The following is a 17,202-nucleotide window of genomic DNA, read 5'->3' on the forward strand; positions in this document are numbered from 1 at the left end:
CCGTGGTCGCGCGCGAGTCCATCGAGGCCTTCCGGGCGGCGAGCTCAGGGCTGTCAAAGCTGGCAACCAATGAGTTGGCTGCGTTCTTCGCGACGTTGAACATGTCCCGTCCTGAAGCCGCTCGCGATGCCTTGTTGGAGTTCGTCCCTGTTCTGGTGGCCGAGTATGGGCAGATTGCTGCCGCTCTCGCTATGGAGTGGTACGACGATCTGCTGGCTGAGGCTGGTGAGGCGGGCCGGTTTGCAGCTGCCCTGCCTCCGACGCCGGCGGTTGTTGCGGAGCAGGTTGAGGACACGGTCCGGTTCTTTGCTGGGAAGCTGTGGACCCCGAACCCTGAATCTGCACTCTCAGGCATGTCGATGGCCAGTGACAAATACGTCAAGCAGTTCGGGCGAAACACGGTTGCGTGGAATGCCGACCGTGAAGGCGTCGCCTGGGCGCGGGTTCCAACTGGTGCCACCACATGCTCGTGGTGCCTCATCCTCGCTTCCCGGGACGCCGTCTACTTCTCCGAGTCCTCCGCCACGATTCGCGAGGACGGCGAGGACTACCACGGCGACTGCGACTGCCAGGCGGTCCCGCTGCGCGCTGGCGATGATTACCCGCCGGGCTACCTGCCTGATGACTTCTATGACATGTACCAGGTCGCCCGCGACTCGGCTGACTCACCGGACATGAAGGCTATAGCTGCTGCCATGCGCCGCGAGTTCCCGAACTTCGTCACTGACGGAGTCCACCCCCACTAAGTTCCCTTCCGTGCGACGCGGGCAGGGTTATTCGCCGTGCGATGCGGCATTCACGAAGGAGCATTTCCCTTGAGCAAACCATTCCCCCACGGCATTGACATCACCGCTCCGGGCGGGCTGAAGGCCCTGTTCGCGTACCGCCGGGCACAGTTCGGTGACGCCGTTATGCGCGTCAATCCTGATGCGGATCCGCAGACTCCGGTGCCAGCAGCCCCCGTCACCGATCCCACGCCGGGCGAGCCGGACGGAAACGAAGGTGACGAACCTCTGCGCGCTGAGGGCTTGAAAGCACTCAAAGCGGAGCGTGCTCGTGCTGATGCGGAAGCGGCCAAGGCCGCCAAGCTTCAGAAAGACCTCGATGACATTGAGGCGGCGAAACTTTCCGACATTGAGAAGGCGCAACGCGAAGCGAAGGCCAACGCCGACCGGGCCACAGAGTTGGAAAAGACCAACGCTCGCCTTGTCGCGATCGCAGAACACTCTGTGCCGAAAAAGTACCAGCACCTCGTGCACGGCACGGACGCGAACAGTTATGCCGAGTCTGCAAAGGCCATCGCAGAGCTCGCGGCCGCTGCTGAGGGGAAAGCTCCAAAGAATGACCCGGTGCCTCCATCGGGCAACCGCTCCGGCGGCGGCAACGCTGCTGGAGGCTCGCTCGCGGCTGGCCGTGAGCTCTACGAGCAGAAGCACAAGAAAACCTCCTAGAAAGGGCTCACCATGCCTCGTCTGACTACCGAATCTTTCGGCAGCGGCAACATGTCCTGGGTCGGCTCCGAACACGCGATTAACAACGCTCGGACCGAACAGCTTGACGTTGGCGCATTTACTGCCGGCACCCACTACCCCGACGGTTACATCCGTTCTGGCACCGCCGTCGCGAAAGTGGCTGGCCTTCTCGTTCCTTACGACTCCAATGAGGCCACCGTGACAGGTGCTGGCATCTTGGCCGGATTCGTGCTCACGGATCAGAAGGTCGTTGGCACGACCGACTTCCCCGTGCCGCTTTACGACCACGGTCGGGTAAAGACCGCGAACCTGCCGATCGCGTTCACGAAGCCTGCCGCCGCGGCAAAGCTTTCCGCTACCACCATCGTCTTCGTCTAAGAAAGGGGGATGACTCATGGCACTTTGGACTGATCTCATCACTCCCGCCGAGCTGACCGGCTACGTCCGCACGGCCCTTGAGGATCTGGAAGTAAACCAGGCCTCCCTCGCCCCATGGCTGCCCAACACCTTCGTGAACGACATCACTGTTCGTTTCGTGAAGGGCCAGGCCGGTCTCGTCGCTGAAGCGTCCTTCCGCGCTTTCGATGCTGAGCCGGAGATCGCTGGCGGCATCACGGGTCAGCGCGTCACCTTGGAAATGCTGCCCCTCGGTCAGAAGCGCATCATCTCCGAGTACGACCAGCTTCGCGCCCGCAACGCCTCCGAAGAGGTGCTGCGCAACAGCATCCTCAAGGAAGCCCGTAACGTGGCACGAGCAATCGCTGACCGCATCGAGCGGCTGCGTGGCACCGTACTGGAAACCGGCAAGGCAACCGTAAACCAGGGCAACGTGATCTTCGATGACGACTTCGGTCGCACCGCGGGCCACACCCTGACCGCAGGGTCCCTGTGGTCCACATCCTCCGTTGACCGGCTCACCTACCTGCAGACGCTGGTCGCCACATACAAGGCAACCAACGACGGGCAGGCCCCCGGCGCAATCGTCACTTCTGGGCGAGTAATGACCGCGCTGGCAGCTGGTGACCAGTTCAAGACCACGCTCGTGGGTGGCGCAACTCGTCCGGCCATCGCCAGCGAGGTCCGCGACTACCTCGTCGCCGCCGATCTGCCCCCGATCACGGTCTACGACCGGCGGACCTCCGGCGGCCGCGTGCTGTCTGACGACAAGCTGCTCCTGCTTCCGGCTCCGGTCAATCCGATGGAAGGCGACTCCGAACTGGGTGGCACCTTCTGGGGGCAGACCCTGACCTCACAGGAGTCCGATTACGAGCTGGCCGACGTGGAGCAGCCGGGCGTTGTCGTGGGAGCCCACAAGGCAACCTCGATCCCGCACATTGCCACGGTCGAGTCTGACGCCATCGCTCTTCCGGTGCTGGCCAACGCCAACCTGTCTCTGGCGGCCAAGGTCCTCTGAGCATGACCTGATGGGGCGTGGCCTCGGCTGCGCCCCATCCTCCATCCCTGAGCGAAAGGATCGACAATGCCGAAATTCTCTACGCACGTCGCTCTCATGAATCCCGAATACCAGCCGGCGAACTTTGCGCCTGGCGACGAAGTTCCTGAATGGGCGATCGATCAGGTCGGCCAGCATGTTCTTGAACCCGAAGCTGCGGACGCACCTGATGTTCCCGGCTTCACTGGCGTGCCTGAGACGCTGGCGGCCGACGAAGGTGAACAGGAAGATTCCGGTTCGGACAGTGCCGACTCTGACGCCGCTGACGATGGTGATTCGGAATCGTCCGATGAAGCTGCGGACGCATCTGACGTACCCGACTTCACCGCACCTGCTCCTGCACGTCGCGGCCGAGCTCGGAAGCAGTAATTGTGGCCGCCGACTACGCATCCCTTGAGGATCTGAAAGAACACTGGTCGGCGCTCCCTGCTGAGGACGAGGCGGAAGCCCGGCAGAAGCTTCACGAAGCGTCTGTTGAAGTTCGAGGCCTATATCCCGATCTTGACGCCCGGATCGCTGGCGGCTCACTCGACAGCGATGTTCCGAAGCTTGTTGTGAACCGTATGGTCAAGCGCGCTTTGGAACCTCGGGACGAGAACGCGCCGCCGGCCGGTACCGAGTCGTTCCAAGTAGGGGCCGGCCCGTTCACTATGGGCGGCAAGATAGCCAACCCTGACGATGCTCTGTACCTGACAGCTGCTGATAAGCGGCTGCTGGGCAGGTCCAGGCCGAAGGCCAAGGCTTGGACGATTCACCCGGGAGGCTGACATGGGCATCGTGAAGAGGTTCCCGAAGTCCTGGCGGGTGGACGTCGTTGTTCTTCGCAATGGCGGCCGTGACCCGAAGGGGAACCCGCGGCCGGATGAAGAGATCCCGCTCAAGGATTGCTTGATCGGTCCACGGCTGATGAATGACCCCGTTGACCAGTCGGATGTCTCTGCTTCCGAGGTGTACCTCTATCGGGATCCTGATCCTGACTTCCGTTTCCGAACGACTGACCGCATCCGGGTTCCGGATGGCGCTCGCATGTCGGGTGATTGGTCCGTGGACGGCCGACCAAAGGAATGGCCGATTGGTGTCGAGGTTGGGTTGGAGGCTGGATGAGCGTCAAGTACAAAGCTGACGACTTCGGCCTCCGCAAGCTTGCCCAGTCTCCGGAGATGGGCGCGGCAACGCTGGAAGCGGCCAAGCGAATGGCCGGCAATGCGAACGCTGTTGGCGACTCCACCTATGAGGCGGAGAGTACGACGGTTACGGCAGGCTGGGCCAACGAAAGGCGCGCTGGCGCTGTGGTTCGCGAGTCTGAAGCTCACTGGCGTGACTGGCGTGATGGCGTTCTTTTACGCGTCGCGGCGGCCATGAAGGTGAGGCGTAAATGAGCGATGCCCTCGTTTTTCCTGATTCAAAGGCTGGCCTCTTCGACCTGATTGATGGGAGTGTCCACGACGGCGCAACCGTCTTGGCCTTCTACCACCTGCAGGCGGATGAGCGCGGATCTCTGCAGGGCCCGTTTCCTATCGCTCACATCTACGGAAGTGGCGGTACTCAGGGTTACATCGACAGGGTCGAGCGTCGAACGGTTGAGGTGTACGCACCTGGCGAGCAAGCCGTGAACGTTCTTGAGTCGATCGTGGCGCTTGTTTGCGGCGAAGACATCGAAACTCCTTCCGGATATTTCGACAGCATCACCTGCGACGGCACCCCAGATGACGTGCCGTATCAGTCGGACACCCTGAATCGGGCCTTGGCGACCCTTCTGATTACCTCAAGGCCCATCAACTAGACCCCCGATGGGGATTCACCAAAAACCTGAGCCCTTGAAAGGGGTTATTTGCCATGCCAACTTTTGACACTATCCGCCAGGATGCTGACGAGCGCGCGCTTATTCGGAAGATTCAGAAGGCTGTTGCTTTCCTGGCTCCCACGACCGTTGATCTGCCCGATTCGCTCTTTACGGGTGTAGGTGCATTGATTGACCTCAAGGTGGCCGGCTGGCTGCCCGTCGGAATGGTCACGCCTGACGGCTACCAATTCGGCCGTGACGTGTCCAAGGAGGACGTGAGCGCGTTCGGTTACGCCGGGCCTGCACGCTCGGACGTTACCGAGGTCGCCCGCTCCATCACCTTCACCCCGTTGGAGACCGGCCGCCGGCACATGCTGGAACTTACCTACGGCACGGACCTGACCGCGACCACGCAGGACGGGACGACCGGCGAGGTTGTCTTTGACGAGCCGGAGCTTCCCGTTGGTCAGGAATACCGCCTGCTGATCATCGGCTCTGATGGTCCCGCCGCCGAGAACTGGATCCTTGGCCGCGGCTACGGGATCGTCAAGCTCGCTTCCACCGACTCCCAGACGTGGGGCTCCAGTGACCCGGTAACTGCCCCGGTCACCCTCGATGTCTTCACTGACACCGAGATCGGAACTCCGGTCCGGCACTACATGGGCGGTACGGGTGCTGTGAAGCACAAGACCGTCACGGGTTTCACGCCGGAAACCCCGTAATGACCGCGGGCCGCGCCATCTTTCCGGGTGGTGATGGTGCGGCCCGCTTCAAACCTTTTCCCACCCGTGATCTTAGGAGCGTGACATGCCCCGTTTTACCAACAAAGAGGGTTTTGCTGTCGAGACGTCCGTGCCAGGCGAAGCCGCCCGGTTGCGCGCCGAGGGCTTCACCGAACAGAAGGCCCGCACCGCTGCCGTCCGCGAAACGGATGCCGCCCGCGTCGAGCCGCCCGCCCCTTCCCCCAAGCCTGCCAAGTAACCCAACCACCACCACCCGGAGGTAACAAGAAATGACTGACACCCCGAACATCCAGTTTTCAATTGCCGGCGTCCGTAAGGAAATCACCAAAGCCGAGGTCCTCAAGGTAGGACTGTCGAACTCGAAGGTCATCACCTTCCCGGACCTCTATGCAATGGAGTCCACGGAAGCTGAGAGCATCTTCGGCCGTCTGAACCAGAACGCCACGAACTGGAAGGTAATCCGTACGTGGCTATCCATGGAAGATGCCGATGCGCTGAAGGCTGAGAAGCTCTCGGTGATTGAGCTCTCGACCGTGATGCGCCGAGCGATCCGGTACTACGAGGACATTTACGGCACCGCGGGGGAAGGCAACGCCTCCGAGGGCTGATAGAGCGTTTCCGCCCGCAGATCCGCGCCGATCTCGCACATGAGTATCCGGGCGTGGATCTTGCGGAGTGGTACGCCAACGGGCGCTGGGTGGCATTGCTCGATCTGATCGACATGCTGCCCAGCGCTTGCAGGCTCAACGAGGCAATAGTCAACGACAAAGAGTACGCGCAGCACATCGCCTCGCAGCCGAAGCCTAAGGGCGAGTGGGCGCCTCGCGTTTCCGAGTTTGACCTGAACGCACATCTTCTCCGGGAAATCCTTCACGCGGTCAAGAGCCTGCGCCAAACATCCATAGCGGTGGCCGGTGGCAAGCCTTCCGAAGAGGCCCCGTTCCCCGGACCACGAACTGAGATTGACCGGGCCCTAGCGGACCTTGACAGGCAATGGACTGAGGACTTTATAGGCCAGTTCGGCTTTGACGCCACAGACATCTGAATAGAGATTCGAGGTATCCCATGTCCGTAATCGGTATCGCGGAAGTGCTTGTGAAGCCGATTTTCACAGGGGTGCAGCAGGAAGTCGCTAAGCGCGTAGGCCCGCTGTTCACGAAGGCTGGCCGTTCTGCTGGCAAGGACATGGGCGCCGGGATGGCGGCCGGATTCTCGGCGGAAACTGCAGGGCTTGAAGCTGAGGTGTCGCGCCTGACTAAGGCGGCCACTCAGGCTGAAACCAGCCTCTCTGCTTCCAAAGCGAAACTGGCCGCCGCTTCGGCGACAGAGTCCAAGGCTCTTGGCGAGCTGCGCGTGGCGGAGCTCAAGCTTCAGGAAGTCCGCGACAACGGAAACGCTAAGGCGTCTCAGATAGCTGCTGCGGAAGAGAAGCTGAGTGTCATTCGGCGCCGCGCAGCTGACGCAACGGACCGCCGTGAAGTCGCTGAGCATGCCCTGGCCAAAGCAACGCTCAACCTCGGTGATGCACAGAGCAAGTCCTCTGCCGCTTCGGTCGAACTGGAAACGCACCTCAAGCGCGTGTCTGAGGAAGCTGAACGGACAGGCCGGAGCGCCAACACATTGGCCGCCAGGCTGACGAGCGCGTTCAAGGGTAGCCCTCTCGGCAACCTTGTCACGGGCATCCGGCGCGACTCTGACCGGATCCGCGTGGACCTGTCCAAGATGGCGCAGGACGTCGCCCGGGAGGGTACCCGCGGCGGCCGGGCATTCACGCAAGCTTTCATCGGCGTCGTTGGTGGGCTGTCTGCAATTACGCCAGCGGCGGGCGCTGTAGGTGCGGCTGTACTGGGCGCATCTGGCAATGTCATCACCTTCGCTGCGTCCCTCAGTTCACTCGCAGGCGTAGCTGCCCTCGTTCCGGCCGGCCTGATGGCCATCGGCGCAGGCGCCGGTGTGCTCGTCTCCGCTTTCTCTGGCGTGGGCGAAGCGCTGAAAACTGCGCTGGAGGGTGCGAGCAGCTTATCCACCGCAAACCCGCGCTTGGCTGCGATGGCTGTCGAGGACGCTATGCAGGCCATCTCCGTGGCGGAGGAAAACGCTGCTGATGCCCAAGTGCAGGCCGCCCGGCGCGTTTCTGACGCCAAGCGCAGCCTGCAGGAAGTCACGCTTGCCGCGGCCGAAGCTCAGAAAGCTGCCGCGAAAGCAGTTGAAATGGCTGAGCGGGACGAGGCGAAAGCCGCCCGCGACGTCATCGAAGCCCAGCGCGATCTGGTCAAGGCACGTGAGGACGCAGCCAAGAAAGTCGAGACCGTCGGCCGCTCTTTGGAGGCTGCCAACCTCAAAGCCACTGACACCGCACTGGCTCACCAGCGCGCGATCGAAGCGTATGACAAGGCTGCCAGCAACCCGAAATCTTCGGATGCTGTTCTCGCGCAGTTGGAGAACAACGTTGCGAAGTCGATGGCGGCCGATGAAAACGCCAAGCGCGCCGTGCTGGACCTTCGCGATGAGCAGGTCAAGGCGCAGGAGGAAGCGCAGGACAGCAACGAGAAGGTCCTTGACGCGGAGCAGCGCCTGGCTGACGCTCGGCAAGCGCAGGCGGATGCCATTGAGGCGCGCAAGGAAGCCCAGGCGGAAGTCCTCAAGCAGGAGCAGGACGGCGCTAAGCGGATCGCTGATGCGCAGATGGCCATTCAGGATGCGACTGAGCAGGCTCAGAAGTCGCAGGTAGATGCTGCCCGTGCCGTTGAGCAGGCTCATCGAAACCTTGAACGGGTTCAGATGCAGCAGGCGGACACAGCATCGCAGTCCGGGCAGAAGTCAGCTGACGCGATGGGAAAGCTGACCCCTGCAGCGCAGGAGTCCGTCCGGGCCCTTCTGGCCGTGAAGGAACAGTTGGGCCAAATCCGGCGGATCGCGCAGGAGAACTTCTTTACGGGGTTCGCTGCACCTCTGCTTTCACTGGCTGGTTCCGTGATGCCGCAGCTGGCAACGGGTGTAGGCGCTATCGCGTCCGCCTTGGGTTCCGGTGCGCAGATCTTCATGCGGGCACTCGAGACTTCCCTTGACGGCGGCGTGCTCGAGTCCTTGCTGATGGGTGTGGCCACAAGCACGACCATCCTAAACCGGGCAATTGAGCCTGTAGTGACCTCCTTCGTGACCCTTGGCCAGGTCGGCATGGACTACATGCCACGGCTGGCCACGGCAATCGCTGACATCGCTACACGCTTCAATGACGTCATCCAGGCAGCCGCGGCCGACGGGCGCCTTGCCATGTGGATCGACAACGGAATTCAGGGATTCAAGGATCTCTGGTCCATCGGTGGTTCCGTGGCAGGGATCTTCTCCGCATTGAACCAAGCAGCTGAGGCCGGCGGCGCTGTGTCGACTCTCAGTGGCATGGCTGCGGCTCTGCGCAATATCGAGACGGTCATGCAGGGCCCCGTGTTCCAGACGACCATGTCGACGATATTCGCTGGCGCGGAAGCTGGTTCGCAAGGACTCCTGGCGGCGCTGGGCCCTATCGGGGACGCCTTCGCTAACGGGGCAACAGCATTCGCTGACTTCCTGCGGCTGGGCGGCGAGATCGCGGGCACCTTCGTCGGTGGCGTGTTCACGGCGTTGTCGAACCCTGAGTTCGGGGCCGGGCTGAAAATCTTCATGGAGGCTGTGCAGCGCGGGGTAGGGGAAATTGTTCCGCTACTTCCGGGACTGACTGGAGCTTTCGGCGCCTTCCTTTCAGCGCTCGCGCCGATCACGGAAAAAGTCGGGCCGAGCCTGATTCAGGTCTTCTCGTTCTTCGCTTCAAGCGTCGCGACCCTGCTAGCGGTGTTCGATCCGTTGCTGGTGGCAATCGCTGGCAGCCCTGCAGTTTTGGGCCTGCTGATCGGCGCCTTCGTCGCTACACGCGCCGCTTCTGCAGCATTAACGGCCGCAGGCAATATTCAGCGGATAGTGATGGCCGACTGGGCTACGGCGACGAAAATCGTCACCGCCGCGCAGTGGCTGTGGAACAACAGCATCAAGGCGTTCCCCGGCATGTGGATCATCACCGCCATCGGACTCGTCGTCGCTGGGCTTGTTTGGTTCTTCACGCAGACCGAGCTCGGGCAGCAGATCGTCCAGAACGTGTGGGCCGCTATACAGGTCGCCGTAGCCGCGGTGGTCGACTGGTTCCAGAACACGGCCATGCCAATAATCCAGCAGGTCTTCGCCGTCGTCGGAGCCGTTTTTACGTGGCTCTACGAAAACATAATCCGTCCCGTTTTTGAGGGGATCGGCCTCGTGGTCGGTGCCTGGTGGACGGTCACGAGCTACATTTTCCAGCTACTCGGTGCCGTGATCGAGAAGATCATAGCGCCAGCTTTCCTCTGGCTCTACGAAAAAGTCATTAAGCCAGTGTTCGGATTTATCGGAGCACTGATTTCGGCTTGGTGGACGGTCATCATCAAGCCGATTTTCGACGGCCTCGTGTGGGTGCTGAACAACGTCCTCGGACCGGCCTTCGTCTGGCTCTACGAGAACGTCATCAAGCCTCAGTTCGATGCTATCGGCGCCGTCATCAAGTGGGTCTGGGAAAACGTCATCAAGCCAGTTTTCGACGTCCTAGGCGACTTCATAACGAAAACCATCCCGAAAGCCTTTGAAGACGGGGTCGGTTTCATAAAGACCGCGTGGGAGAAGCTGCAGGATATCGCGAAGGCCCCGGTCAAGTTCGTGGTCGATACGGTCATCAATGATGGCCTGATAAACGGGCTCAATACCATCGGCAAGTCCCTTGGGTTGGCGGAGCTACCACGCGTATCTCTGCCGTCCGGGTTCTCCGAGGGCGGTGTGCTGCCAGGCTACGAAGCACGCAAGCGGGACACTGTGCTCACCCCCATGCGCCCCGGTGAAGGTGTGCTGGTTCCGGAAGTCGTTCGCGGCGCCGGGCGAGGCTTCATCGACATGCTCAACGCTGCGGGCAACAAGGGCGTCAGTGCCGTTCGAAAGCTCATGGCATCGGGGTTCCACCCGGGCCGAGCTAAGGGCGGTCTGATTCACCCTCTGCCAGGCAGTGTCGTATCCCAACCGTTCCACAGCGGGCACAACGGTATGGACATGGCGGCTGCGGCCGGCACTCCTATCCGAGCTGCTGGGCCGGGACGTGTCTCGTCCGCTGGCTGGTCCGAATACGGCGGCGGTAACGAGATCCACATTGACCACCCGAACGGGTTGCAGACGTGGTACGCGCACCTTTCCAAGTTCGCCGTGAAGCTGGGCCAGATGGTCACCGGCGGATCGAAGATCGGCGAGGTTGGTTCCACAGGCAACTCCACCGGAAATCACCTGCACTACATGGTGATGAACGGCGGATGGCCGAGCTACGTGAACCCTGCCGAGTACTTGGACGGTGGCGGCGAGGCAGGTTCTGCAGGTTGGAACCCGATCGCCGGAATCGTGGACGGTCTCGTGGACCAGTTCAAGAAGGCCTTCCCGGATGCAGGCATGTTCGCGGACATGGCCATCGGTGCTGGCAAGAAGGTCTTGGACGGCGCCGTCGCGTTTGTCACTGGTCAAGGTGGCAAGGACGACGGCATCGGCTCGACTGGCCTGCCTTACTTGCACGATCAGGGCGGCATTCTGCCTCCCGGTTTGTCGCAGGTGGTCAACCGCACCCGGCAGCCGGAGTACATCCTCAACCCGAAGCAATGGGAAGCGATGTACAGCCTCGCGACAAGGCGAGGTCATGACCGTCCGGCTGTCCAGATCGGACAGTTGCACGTTCGTGACGAGCACGAAGCAGTCCGACTCATCGAAACATCCCAGCGTGACGCGCTGGCGGTTCACCGCTAAGGAGCTCAATGGGCATCAGTTACGCGACCCCGTACCGGCCGCCGCTTCCCGCGGCGAGTCCGTGGACGAGGCTCCGAATGACGTGGACCGCTAAGGGTGTCACGTGGCCTCTCACGTCCCCGGCATCAGGCCTGTTCCTGATGCCGGGCGTGCGCGGCCTTGGTTCCATCACCACGGAACGGCATGCGACTGAGGCGCCGGCGGTCGCAGGATCCCGGCACGAAGGCATTTCGGTACTGGACCGCAGCGCTTTCTGGCCGATCCATATTTTCCATGACGGCGGATCTGAGGGTTGGGTCGAACGGGATCGGGCCTTCTGGCAAGGAATGGACCCGAAAGACACTGGCATCTGGGAAGTTCAGCACCCGGACGGAAAGCGCCGTTCTATCGAGCTACGGTTTCGGGACGACGGCGATCACAGCATCACCTATGACCCGATCCGGCATGGGTGGCAAACGTACGGCATCAACTTCGTTGCGGAACAGCCGTTTTGGATGGGTGAAGCGGTTGTCCGTTCATGGAAGAACAGCGAGTATGCTCCGTTCTTCGAACCGAACGGGCCGCACCTTTTCAACATTGGTTCCGGCGCTGACATCTCCTCGGCGCGGATCGACAACCCGGGCGACGAAGAGTCATACGCCCGGTGGTTCATCGACGGGGAAACCACTACCGCATCTGTTGGTGTTGGCGACCTGATCGTAGATGTGCCATTCCCTATCGGCGCCAACAAATGCTTAGTGATCGAGTCTGATCCTGACCGCATAGGCGCCACCTTGTACGACGTCGCCGCTGGCGCTGAGAGCAAGAAACCCTCCGAACGAATCATCGGCGTTGACATGGTCAACCCGGAGGACCGTTCGGCGGACCTTGGTGAGGCTGACTTCCCGCCGGTGCCGGCCGGGTCGCAGGTTCCCCTCTCTCTGACCCTTGCGGGCACTGGCGTCGTGGAGGCTCTGCTACCAACGCTGTATCGGAGGCCATGGTGAGCATTTTCCGAGTCGCTGTTTACGACAAGGACAGGCTATTCCGGTGCCAGATCGGCAACCCTTCGGCGCTTTCGGCGACGGTCCGGCACAACCTCGTCTCCACGCTGAACATCACCGTTCCTTTGGCGCACGAGAGGCTCCCTGAGCTGATGACCGATGGCGCCCGGCTGAAGGTCAAGTTCAAGGGCCGGCACCTCATCTCCGGGCCCATCGTTAGCGAGGCTGGCGAAACGGACGGCGTCTCCGGGCAAGTGACGTTCACTGTTGAGGACGACTTCAGGATCCTGCGGGACATTCTCGGCTGGCAGGTGCCGGGCTCGCCTATCTCTAGCCAGTCCGCCGCTGAATACCGGACGTACACGGGCGATGCGGAAACGATCATCAAGACCGCTGTAACAGAGAACGGCATCACGCGGCTGGCCATCCCCGGCTTGTCCGTGGCGCCAAACCTGCACCGCGGCGAAGTCGTGCCAGGCGGCGTACCTCTCCGGATGCATCCGCTGGCGGACAAAATGTTTCCGGCCATGGATGAAGCTGGGATCGGTGTGACTGTTCGGCAGGTTGGCTCTGGCCTTGTTTTGGACGTCTATGAGCCGCAACTTTACCCCCGAAAACTCTCGGTCAAGGGCCGCACCCTGAAGAAGGCTTCATGGACAAAGACCCGACCGGAGAGCTCCCGCGTTGTCATCGGCGGCCAAGGCGAGGGTACTGAACGGAACTTCCGGCAGGTCATCGATGCCGCCCGAGAATCCCAGTACGGAATGCGTGCTGAAGCTTTCCGAGACGCACGCGACAACGACTCGTCAGATGTCATGGACGATCGCGGTCGCGAGACGCTCACCGAAACTGCCGCCAAGAACGGAATCTCCCTCGACCTAGTCGGCACGGGAATTTTCCAGTACGGGCCCGGAGGGTTCACTGAGGGCGACCGAGTCCCGGTGAACCTCGGCAACGGCCTGCTCATGACAGAGACCATCCGCGAAGTCACCCTCAACTGGGTCTCCAAGGACTACGCGAGCGTCCAACCCTCCATAGGGGAAATTTCCAACCAGCCTGCGCGCATCGTTGCGCAGCGACTTGCCGCCCTCGCTAAGGGCGTGCGGAACCAGGAGCTCATCTGATGCCTGTGCAGTTCATCAGCCATGGCTATGACACGACCGCGTTGAACCCTTACAACGAAGATGCATGGGCAGTTGCCCACTCTGACTCCCCCATCGGCCCGTCCAGGTATGGCGTCAGTGGCGCCGGAGACTGGAAGGTCAGTATCGTCGCAAACGCCGACCGGACAGTATCGATCGCGCAGGGCCGAGGCTGGGGCTGTGGCGTCATCGACCAGACCGACGGCAACGAGACTCTGCAGTTCCCGCCGTCAGCGTCCGGCGTCCGCTGGGATACTGTAGCGGTCCGCCGTGACTGGACTCCCACGGCCGGCGTTTCCAAGTTCGTCATTATCCCCGGCGGCTCAACCCGGGCCGTTTCCGGATCCCGTGTTACCGGACCGGGCAATATTGACGAGCAACCCATTGCCCTTGTGGCCATCAAGGAAAACCAGACACAGCCGGACGACGTCGTTGATCTTCGCTGCTGGGCCTCGAACAGTGGCATCTATGCGAAGGAAGACCTCGCTCGTCAGTACATCAATCAGATCGGTTCGACGGTCACGATCGGTGACACGCAGTGGCAGCTGGTCTTGGGCGACAACGACACTCCTACATGGGTGATTGTTGGCGGCGTGTTCCGTGGCCCGTCTCCGTTGATTCTGACCAGTGAGTACCGGAATATCGGCACTCACCTGAACGAGCCGGTCAAGGATGGCGCCGTATCGCGTAACGGTATGCGCGTCTCCTTGGAGGGTGGCGTCGCGAACAAGATCCCGATCTCTTACTTGGCGAATACCGCTTACATCATCGCGAAGTTCGACAAAGCGTACGCGCCGAAGATCGCGAGCGAACCTTTCCCGCAAACCATCGTTGACCTGTACCAATGCCAGATGTGGGCCACGCCTGCAGGTGAGATTCGGGTGAGTTTCAAGGTCCCGGTCCCAGAGCAGCCGGTGGGCGAGATGGTGTTTTCGCTCGGCGGATTGGCGTGGAACTCATGAGGACGGCGACCATGAAACGCACCCTCTATTCGGTCTGGCTCAAGGTCCAAGAGCCGCGTGCACTGTCTGTGATCTACTTTTTCGCCTACCTTGCCATTGGCTTACTAGGCCTATTCGTTGCTACCGATCCACCAAGGAACGTCCAATCCAGCTTGGGAACAGGACTGCTTACGTTTTGGGGCGGGCTGCTGCTGACTGGTGGTGCGCTCGGATCGTTCTCTGTTCTGCCCGGGATTTGGTGGCTTGAACGGGCAGCGACTCTTATGTGCATGACAGCCATAGGTATCTACGGAGTAACAATGGCGACCGCACCCATCACGCAGCTCAGCCTCCGCATGGCCACCCTCTGCTTTATCACTTTCTCAATCCTCGCCTTCGCCGCTCGTCTCGTGAAAATTCGGCAATACGCCTACGACCCAGAAAAGTAGGCGCGCCATGGACACAACTCAACTGCTCGTGACCCTTGTTGGGGCGGGTGGCGGAGGCGCTGCGTTGTTGGCACTCATCAACGGCCTCATCAAATACTTCAGTGGTTCCGCCGGCCGCGAGCGGATCCGTAACACCACCCTGAAGGACCAGCGAAACGAAGCGTGGGCTGATGCAGAGAAGGAACGGGCTCGCGCTGACCGTGAGCAAGCACGCGCTGACCGTGAGCAAGCACGCGCTGACCGTGAAGCCAGGAACCGCCGCCTTACTGAGGAATACGCCTCCCAGCTCCGCCGTGACTGCACGGAACACGGAATGACTCAACAGGAACTACGCCCGTGGCCGACTCTCGAAAGCCACCCCAGCAAGAACGGAGACAGCTCATGAGCACTGGCTACATCTTGGTTGACAGCCCGAACCCGTACACGGCGCAGGGCACCTATCCTCGCCGGGGCGGTGCGCAGCTTTCAGGCACGTGCATCGTGCACACCTCGGAGGGCAACTGGCGCGGGGGAGTGGACGCCCTCACCAACCTTGTCCGGACCCGCGCTGACTACGGCTGCTACCACCGGGCCTGCGACTGGCAGGACATCGCGGCCTACTACCCATGGGAATGGGAGACGTGGCAGGACTCGGAGACCAACAACTGGGCAGCCGGGATCGCCGCAGCGTGCAAGACAACGGACTGGGGCAACATGCCAGCCGATGTCGAGGAAGGCTTCTACCGGAACCTCGCTCTCATGGCCGCCGACTTCATCAACTACATGGCGTCAAAGGAAATCCACGTTCCCCTGCGACGCATCACCGGCGCGCAAGCCCGTGCACGCGTACCCGGTTTCGCAGCTCACGGCGACTCCGGCATCTCCCGTTCCGACCCCGGCGTCAACTTCGACTGGGACCGGTTCTTCAAGTACACCGCCGATGTTCTGAACGGCGTTCTGTCACCCAACCCGGCCTACACGCCCGACCAGCAATTCTTCATCGACCTCGACATCCCTCTCCCGTAAAGGAAAAAGACCATGGGTAAACTCCCCGAAGGTATGACCAATGAGCGCTACTTGCGCTTCGGACCCGAAGCCCTTGTTGAGGGCGGGCCGACCATGAAAGACGGACTCTCGATTGAGCAGCAGATCGAGAAGGCGCCTGTGGACGCTCTCTGGAACAAACAGATGCAGTGGAACGGGTACCGGACCAGCGTCTACGACCAGCTCGCATTCAACGCGAAGGGCATCGCCCAAGGTAACGCCGAGCTTGCCGCTCTCCGGTCGCTGGTGACGCAACTGATCGGCCTTGTCACACAAGGCGTCCCGGTGGTCATCGATTACGACCGGATTGCCCAGGACATCAGGGACAGCATGCCGTCCTTCGAAATCACTCCAATCACGAAGGAGGACTAGGCCATGACTCCCACCGTTCCCGGGCTGGACCCTGCAGCGCTGAAAGCACTGGCCGAACTGGGCACTCCTGTTCTTTGGCTGATGGCCGTGGCGTTCTTCGCGCCGCCGGTCATAGCGGTCATTCAGCAGACGCGATGGTCCGCACGCAAGCAGTCCATCGTGGCATTCCTTTTCTACGTCGCCGTGGCTGGTGTGTGGGTCTGGCTCAACGGACTGTTTAGTGTCGTTGGTTGGATCGCCGCGGTGCTGCTTGTATTCATCGTCGCTGGCACCGCGTATCGCGAAGCCTGGAAGAAGCTCGGCGTTACTGGCGCCATCCAAGCCGCAACCGATGTCGACAAGACTGACGGCCCTGATCACCGCGCCGAACCTGGAGGGTAAATGGCTGACTACACGTACGAATCGGAGCTCGTCGCTGACCCGTTCACATTCCAGCGGGCGGCCAACTCGGCGGTCACGATCTATGACGTGAACGACGAGAGCGAGAGCACCCCGCTGGCACTGAAGGACTTGAACGGGCTACCCCTACCGAACCCGCTCACGTCCAGTGCTGATGCTTTTGTGCCGCCGTTCGTGACCACTTCCCCTCAGGTGAGGATGGTCGGTGGCGGCCTTAGGGTGGCGAAGCCGAGCTTCCAAGGCGTGCGTGACGTAGCAGTTGCGGCCCGAGACGCTGCAGAGGACGCGGAGGTTTCCGCATCTAACTCCGCTTCGAACGCTGCAGCCGCCCAAGCTGCCGCCGAGTTGGCCGCACTCGCGGCCGCCGGCGGCGGCGTGGCGCTCGACCCGACTGACGCTGACACCCTCGTTTTCACTACCAAGTCTGATGGTTCCATTGCCGTGGATCCTGCTGACGCTGACGCCCTGCTCATCACCGCCTGATAGGAGCCACCCGCTATGGCTATCAAGAAAGTCCCGTCTCTTGACGGGTCCGGCAAGATCTTCGAAAAGCACCTTCCTTCCAGGCTCTCTGATGGGTCACTGAATGCCACTTATGCCCGCGCCG

23 protein-coding genes are annotated in these 17,202 nt (G+C 61.5%); all 23 read left to right on the plus strand.

The window, feature by feature from the left end; all coding sequences use genetic code 11:
• Positions 1 to 2: 2 nt before the first annotated feature.
• The 23 genes from ACLRGI_RS05090 (at position 3) to ACLRGI_RS05200 (ending at position 17,078) form a co-directional block, all read left to right on the plus strand.
• Positions 3 to 746, plus strand: a complete 744-nt coding sequence (locus tag ACLRGI_RS05090; protein WP_419200572.1) for a VG15 protein — start codon at positions 3 to 5, stop codon at positions 744 to 746.
• Between the two features lie 69 nt (positions 747 to 815).
• A complete protein-coding gene (locus ACLRGI_RS05095; RefSeq protein ID WP_419200573.1) occupies positions 816 to 1,451 on the plus strand; it encodes a hypothetical protein in 636 nt (211 codons plus the stop codon).
• A 12-nt stretch (positions 1,452 to 1,463) separates the two neighbouring features.
• Positions 1,464 to 1,850, plus strand: a complete 387-nt coding sequence (locus ACLRGI_RS05100; RefSeq protein WP_419200574.1) for a hypothetical protein — start codon at positions 1,464 to 1,466, stop codon at positions 1,848 to 1,850.
• 16 nt (positions 1,851 to 1,866) lie between these two features.
• Complete coding sequence (locus ACLRGI_RS05105; RefSeq protein WP_419200575.1) at positions 1,867 to 2,886, plus strand: major capsid protein; 1,020 nt, start codon at positions 1,867 to 1,869, stop codon at positions 2,884 to 2,886.
• Positions 2,887 to 2,952: 66 nt separating this feature from the next.
• A complete protein-coding gene (locus tag ACLRGI_RS05110) occupies positions 2,953 to 3,294 on the plus strand; it encodes a hypothetical protein (RefSeq protein WP_419200576.1) in 342 nt (113 codons plus the stop codon).
• A 2-nt stretch (positions 3,295 to 3,296) separates the two neighbouring features.
• The gene (locus ACLRGI_RS05115; RefSeq protein WP_419200577.1) at positions 3,297 to 3,692 is read left to right on the plus strand and encodes a hypothetical protein; all 396 of its coding nucleotides are present in this window, start codon (positions 3,297 to 3,299) and stop codon (positions 3,690 to 3,692) included.
• 1 nt (position 3,693) lies between these two features.
• Positions 3,694 to 4,029 carry a hypothetical protein gene (locus ACLRGI_RS05120; protein ID WP_419200578.1) on the plus strand — a complete coding sequence of 112 codons (336 nt, stop codon included), beginning with the start codon at positions 3,694 to 3,696 and terminating at the stop codon, positions 4,027 to 4,029.
• Positions 4,026 to 4,304, plus strand: coding sequence for a hypothetical protein (locus tag ACLRGI_RS05125; protein WP_419200579.1), 279 nt, complete (start codon positions 4,026 to 4,028; stop codon positions 4,302 to 4,304). Before ACLRGI_RS05120 ends, ACLRGI_RS05125 begins: the two co-directional genes overlap by 4 nt.
• Complete coding sequence (locus ACLRGI_RS05130) at positions 4,301 to 4,708, plus strand: hypothetical protein (RefSeq protein ID WP_223941831.1); 408 nt, start codon at positions 4,301 to 4,303, stop codon at positions 4,706 to 4,708. Before ACLRGI_RS05125 ends, ACLRGI_RS05130 begins: the two co-directional genes overlap by 4 nt.
• A 53-nt stretch (positions 4,709 to 4,761) precedes the next feature.
• Positions 4,762 to 5,430 carry a hypothetical protein gene (locus ACLRGI_RS05135; protein ID WP_419200580.1) on the plus strand — a complete coding sequence of 223 codons (669 nt, stop codon included), beginning with the start codon at positions 4,762 to 4,764 and terminating at the stop codon, positions 5,428 to 5,430.
• 85 nt (positions 5,431 to 5,515) lie between these two features.
• Complete coding sequence (locus tag ACLRGI_RS05140) at positions 5,516 to 5,689, plus strand: hypothetical protein (protein WP_419200581.1); 174 nt, start codon at positions 5,516 to 5,518, stop codon at positions 5,687 to 5,689.
• A 31-nt stretch (positions 5,690 to 5,720) separates the two neighbouring features.
• Positions 5,721 to 6,059 carry a hypothetical protein gene (locus ACLRGI_RS05145; RefSeq protein WP_419200582.1) on the plus strand — a complete coding sequence of 113 codons (339 nt, stop codon included), beginning with the start codon at positions 5,721 to 5,723 and terminating at the stop codon, positions 6,057 to 6,059.
• 53 nt (positions 6,060 to 6,112) lie between these two features.
• Entirely contained in the window at positions 6,113 to 6,496 is a 384-nt protein-coding gene (locus ACLRGI_RS05150) for a hypothetical protein (protein ID WP_223941827.1), read from the plus strand.
• Between the two features lie 20 nt (positions 6,497 to 6,516).
• Positions 6,517 to 11,286, plus strand: coding sequence for a peptidoglycan DD-metalloendopeptidase family protein (locus ACLRGI_RS05155; RefSeq protein ID WP_419200583.1), 4,770 nt, complete (start codon positions 6,517 to 6,519; stop codon positions 11,284 to 11,286).
• Positions 11,287 to 11,363: 77 nt separating this feature from the next.
• A complete protein-coding gene (locus tag ACLRGI_RS05160; RefSeq protein ID WP_419200584.1) occupies positions 11,364 to 12,272 on the plus strand; it encodes a hypothetical protein in 909 nt (302 codons plus the stop codon).
• Positions 12,269 to 13,393 (plus strand): Gp37-like protein, encoded by a 1,125-nt coding sequence (locus ACLRGI_RS05165; RefSeq protein ID WP_419200585.1) that lies wholly within the window; start codon positions 12,269 to 12,271, stop codon positions 13,391 to 13,393. Before ACLRGI_RS05160 ends, ACLRGI_RS05165 begins: the two co-directional genes overlap by 4 nt.
• Positions 13,393 to 14,373 carry a hypothetical protein gene (locus tag ACLRGI_RS05170; protein ID WP_419200586.1) on the plus strand — a complete coding sequence of 327 codons (981 nt, stop codon included), beginning with the start codon at positions 13,393 to 13,395 and terminating at the stop codon, positions 14,371 to 14,373. The genes ACLRGI_RS05165 and ACLRGI_RS05170 overlap by 1 nt, the downstream gene beginning before the upstream one ends.
• An 11-nt stretch (positions 14,374 to 14,384) precedes the next feature.
• Complete coding sequence (locus ACLRGI_RS05175) at positions 14,385 to 14,801, plus strand: hypothetical protein (RefSeq protein WP_156369803.1); 417 nt, start codon at positions 14,385 to 14,387, stop codon at positions 14,799 to 14,801.
• 7 nt (positions 14,802 to 14,808) lie between these two features.
• Complete coding sequence (locus ACLRGI_RS05180) at positions 14,809 to 15,186, plus strand: hypothetical protein (protein WP_419200587.1); 378 nt, start codon at positions 14,809 to 14,811, stop codon at positions 15,184 to 15,186.
• Entirely contained in the window at positions 15,183 to 15,806 is a 624-nt protein-coding gene (locus tag ACLRGI_RS05185) for a hypothetical protein (protein ID WP_419200588.1), read from the plus strand. The genes ACLRGI_RS05180 and ACLRGI_RS05185 overlap by 4 nt, the downstream gene beginning before the upstream one ends.
• A 12-nt stretch (positions 15,807 to 15,818) precedes the next feature.
• On the plus strand, positions 15,819 to 16,196 hold the full coding sequence (locus tag ACLRGI_RS05190) for a hypothetical protein (RefSeq protein ID WP_419200589.1): 378 nt from the start codon (positions 15,819 to 15,821) through the stop codon (positions 16,194 to 16,196).
• A 3-nt stretch (positions 16,197 to 16,199) separates the two neighbouring features.
• On the plus strand, positions 16,200 to 16,577 hold the full coding sequence (locus tag ACLRGI_RS05195) for a hypothetical protein (RefSeq protein WP_178996917.1): 378 nt from the start codon (positions 16,200 to 16,202) through the stop codon (positions 16,575 to 16,577).
• Positions 16,578 to 17,078, plus strand: a complete 501-nt coding sequence (locus ACLRGI_RS05200) for a hypothetical protein (RefSeq protein WP_419200590.1) — start codon at positions 16,578 to 16,580, stop codon at positions 17,076 to 17,078.
• The last annotated feature ends 124 nt before the right edge of the window (positions 17,079 to 17,202 follow it).

This window comes from Paenarthrobacter sp. PPS72 (assembly GCF_048537125.1).
Lineage (GTDB): Bacteria > Actinomycetota > Actinomycetes > Actinomycetales > Micrococcaceae > Arthrobacter > Arthrobacter nitroguajacolicus_E.

Coding starts and splice junctions, on each gene's coding strand:
- ACLRGI_RS05100 (WP_419200574.1), top strand. CDS start 1,464: ATGCCTCGTCTGACTACCGAATCTTTCGGCAGCGGCAACATGTCCTGG.
- ACLRGI_RS05105 (WP_419200575.1), top strand. CDS start 1,867: ATGGCACTTTGGACTGATCTCATCACTCCCGCCGAGCTGACCGGCTAC.
- ACLRGI_RS05110 (WP_419200576.1), top strand. CDS start 2,953: ATGCCGAAATTCTCTACGCACGTCGCTCTCATGAATCCCGAATACCAG.
- ACLRGI_RS05120 (WP_419200578.1), top strand. CDS start 3,694: ATGGGCATCGTGAAGAGGTTCCCGAAGTCCTGGCGGGTGGACGTCGTT.
- ACLRGI_RS05125 (WP_419200579.1), top strand. CDS start 4,026: ATGAGCGTCAAGTACAAAGCTGACGACTTCGGCCTCCGCAAGCTTGCC.
- ACLRGI_RS05130 (WP_223941831.1), top strand. CDS start 4,301: ATGAGCGATGCCCTCGTTTTTCCTGATTCAAAGGCTGGCCTCTTCGAC.
- ACLRGI_RS05135 (WP_419200580.1), top strand. CDS start 4,762: ATGCCAACTTTTGACACTATCCGCCAGGATGCTGACGAGCGCGCGCTT.
- ACLRGI_RS05140 (WP_419200581.1), top strand. CDS start 5,516: ATGCCCCGTTTTACCAACAAAGAGGGTTTTGCTGTCGAGACGTCCGTG.
- ACLRGI_RS05145 (WP_419200582.1), top strand. CDS start 5,721: ATGACTGACACCCCGAACATCCAGTTTTCAATTGCCGGCGTCCGTAAG.
- ACLRGI_RS05155 (WP_419200583.1), top strand. CDS start 6,517: ATGTCCGTAATCGGTATCGCGGAAGTGCTTGTGAAGCCGATTTTCACA.
- ACLRGI_RS05160 (WP_419200584.1), top strand. CDS start 11,364: ATGACGTGGACCGCTAAGGGTGTCACGTGGCCTCTCACGTCCCCGGCA.
- ACLRGI_RS05170 (WP_419200586.1), top strand. CDS start 13,393: ATGCCTGTGCAGTTCATCAGCCATGGCTATGACACGACCGCGTTGAAC.
- ACLRGI_RS05175 (WP_156369803.1), top strand. CDS start 14,385: ATGAAACGCACCCTCTATTCGGTCTGGCTCAAGGTCCAAGAGCCGCGT.
- ACLRGI_RS05180 (WP_419200587.1), top strand. CDS start 14,809: ATGGACACAACTCAACTGCTCGTGACCCTTGTTGGGGCGGGTGGCGGA.
- ACLRGI_RS05185 (WP_419200588.1), top strand. CDS start 15,183: ATGAGCACTGGCTACATCTTGGTTGACAGCCCGAACCCGTACACGGCG.
- ACLRGI_RS05190 (WP_419200589.1), top strand. CDS start 15,819: ATGGGTAAACTCCCCGAAGGTATGACCAATGAGCGCTACTTGCGCTTC.
- ACLRGI_RS05195 (WP_178996917.1), top strand. CDS start 16,200: ATGACTCCCACCGTTCCCGGGCTGGACCCTGCAGCGCTGAAAGCACTG.
- ACLRGI_RS05200 (WP_419200590.1), top strand. CDS start 16,578: ATGGCTGACTACACGTACGAATCGGAGCTCGTCGCTGACCCGTTCACA.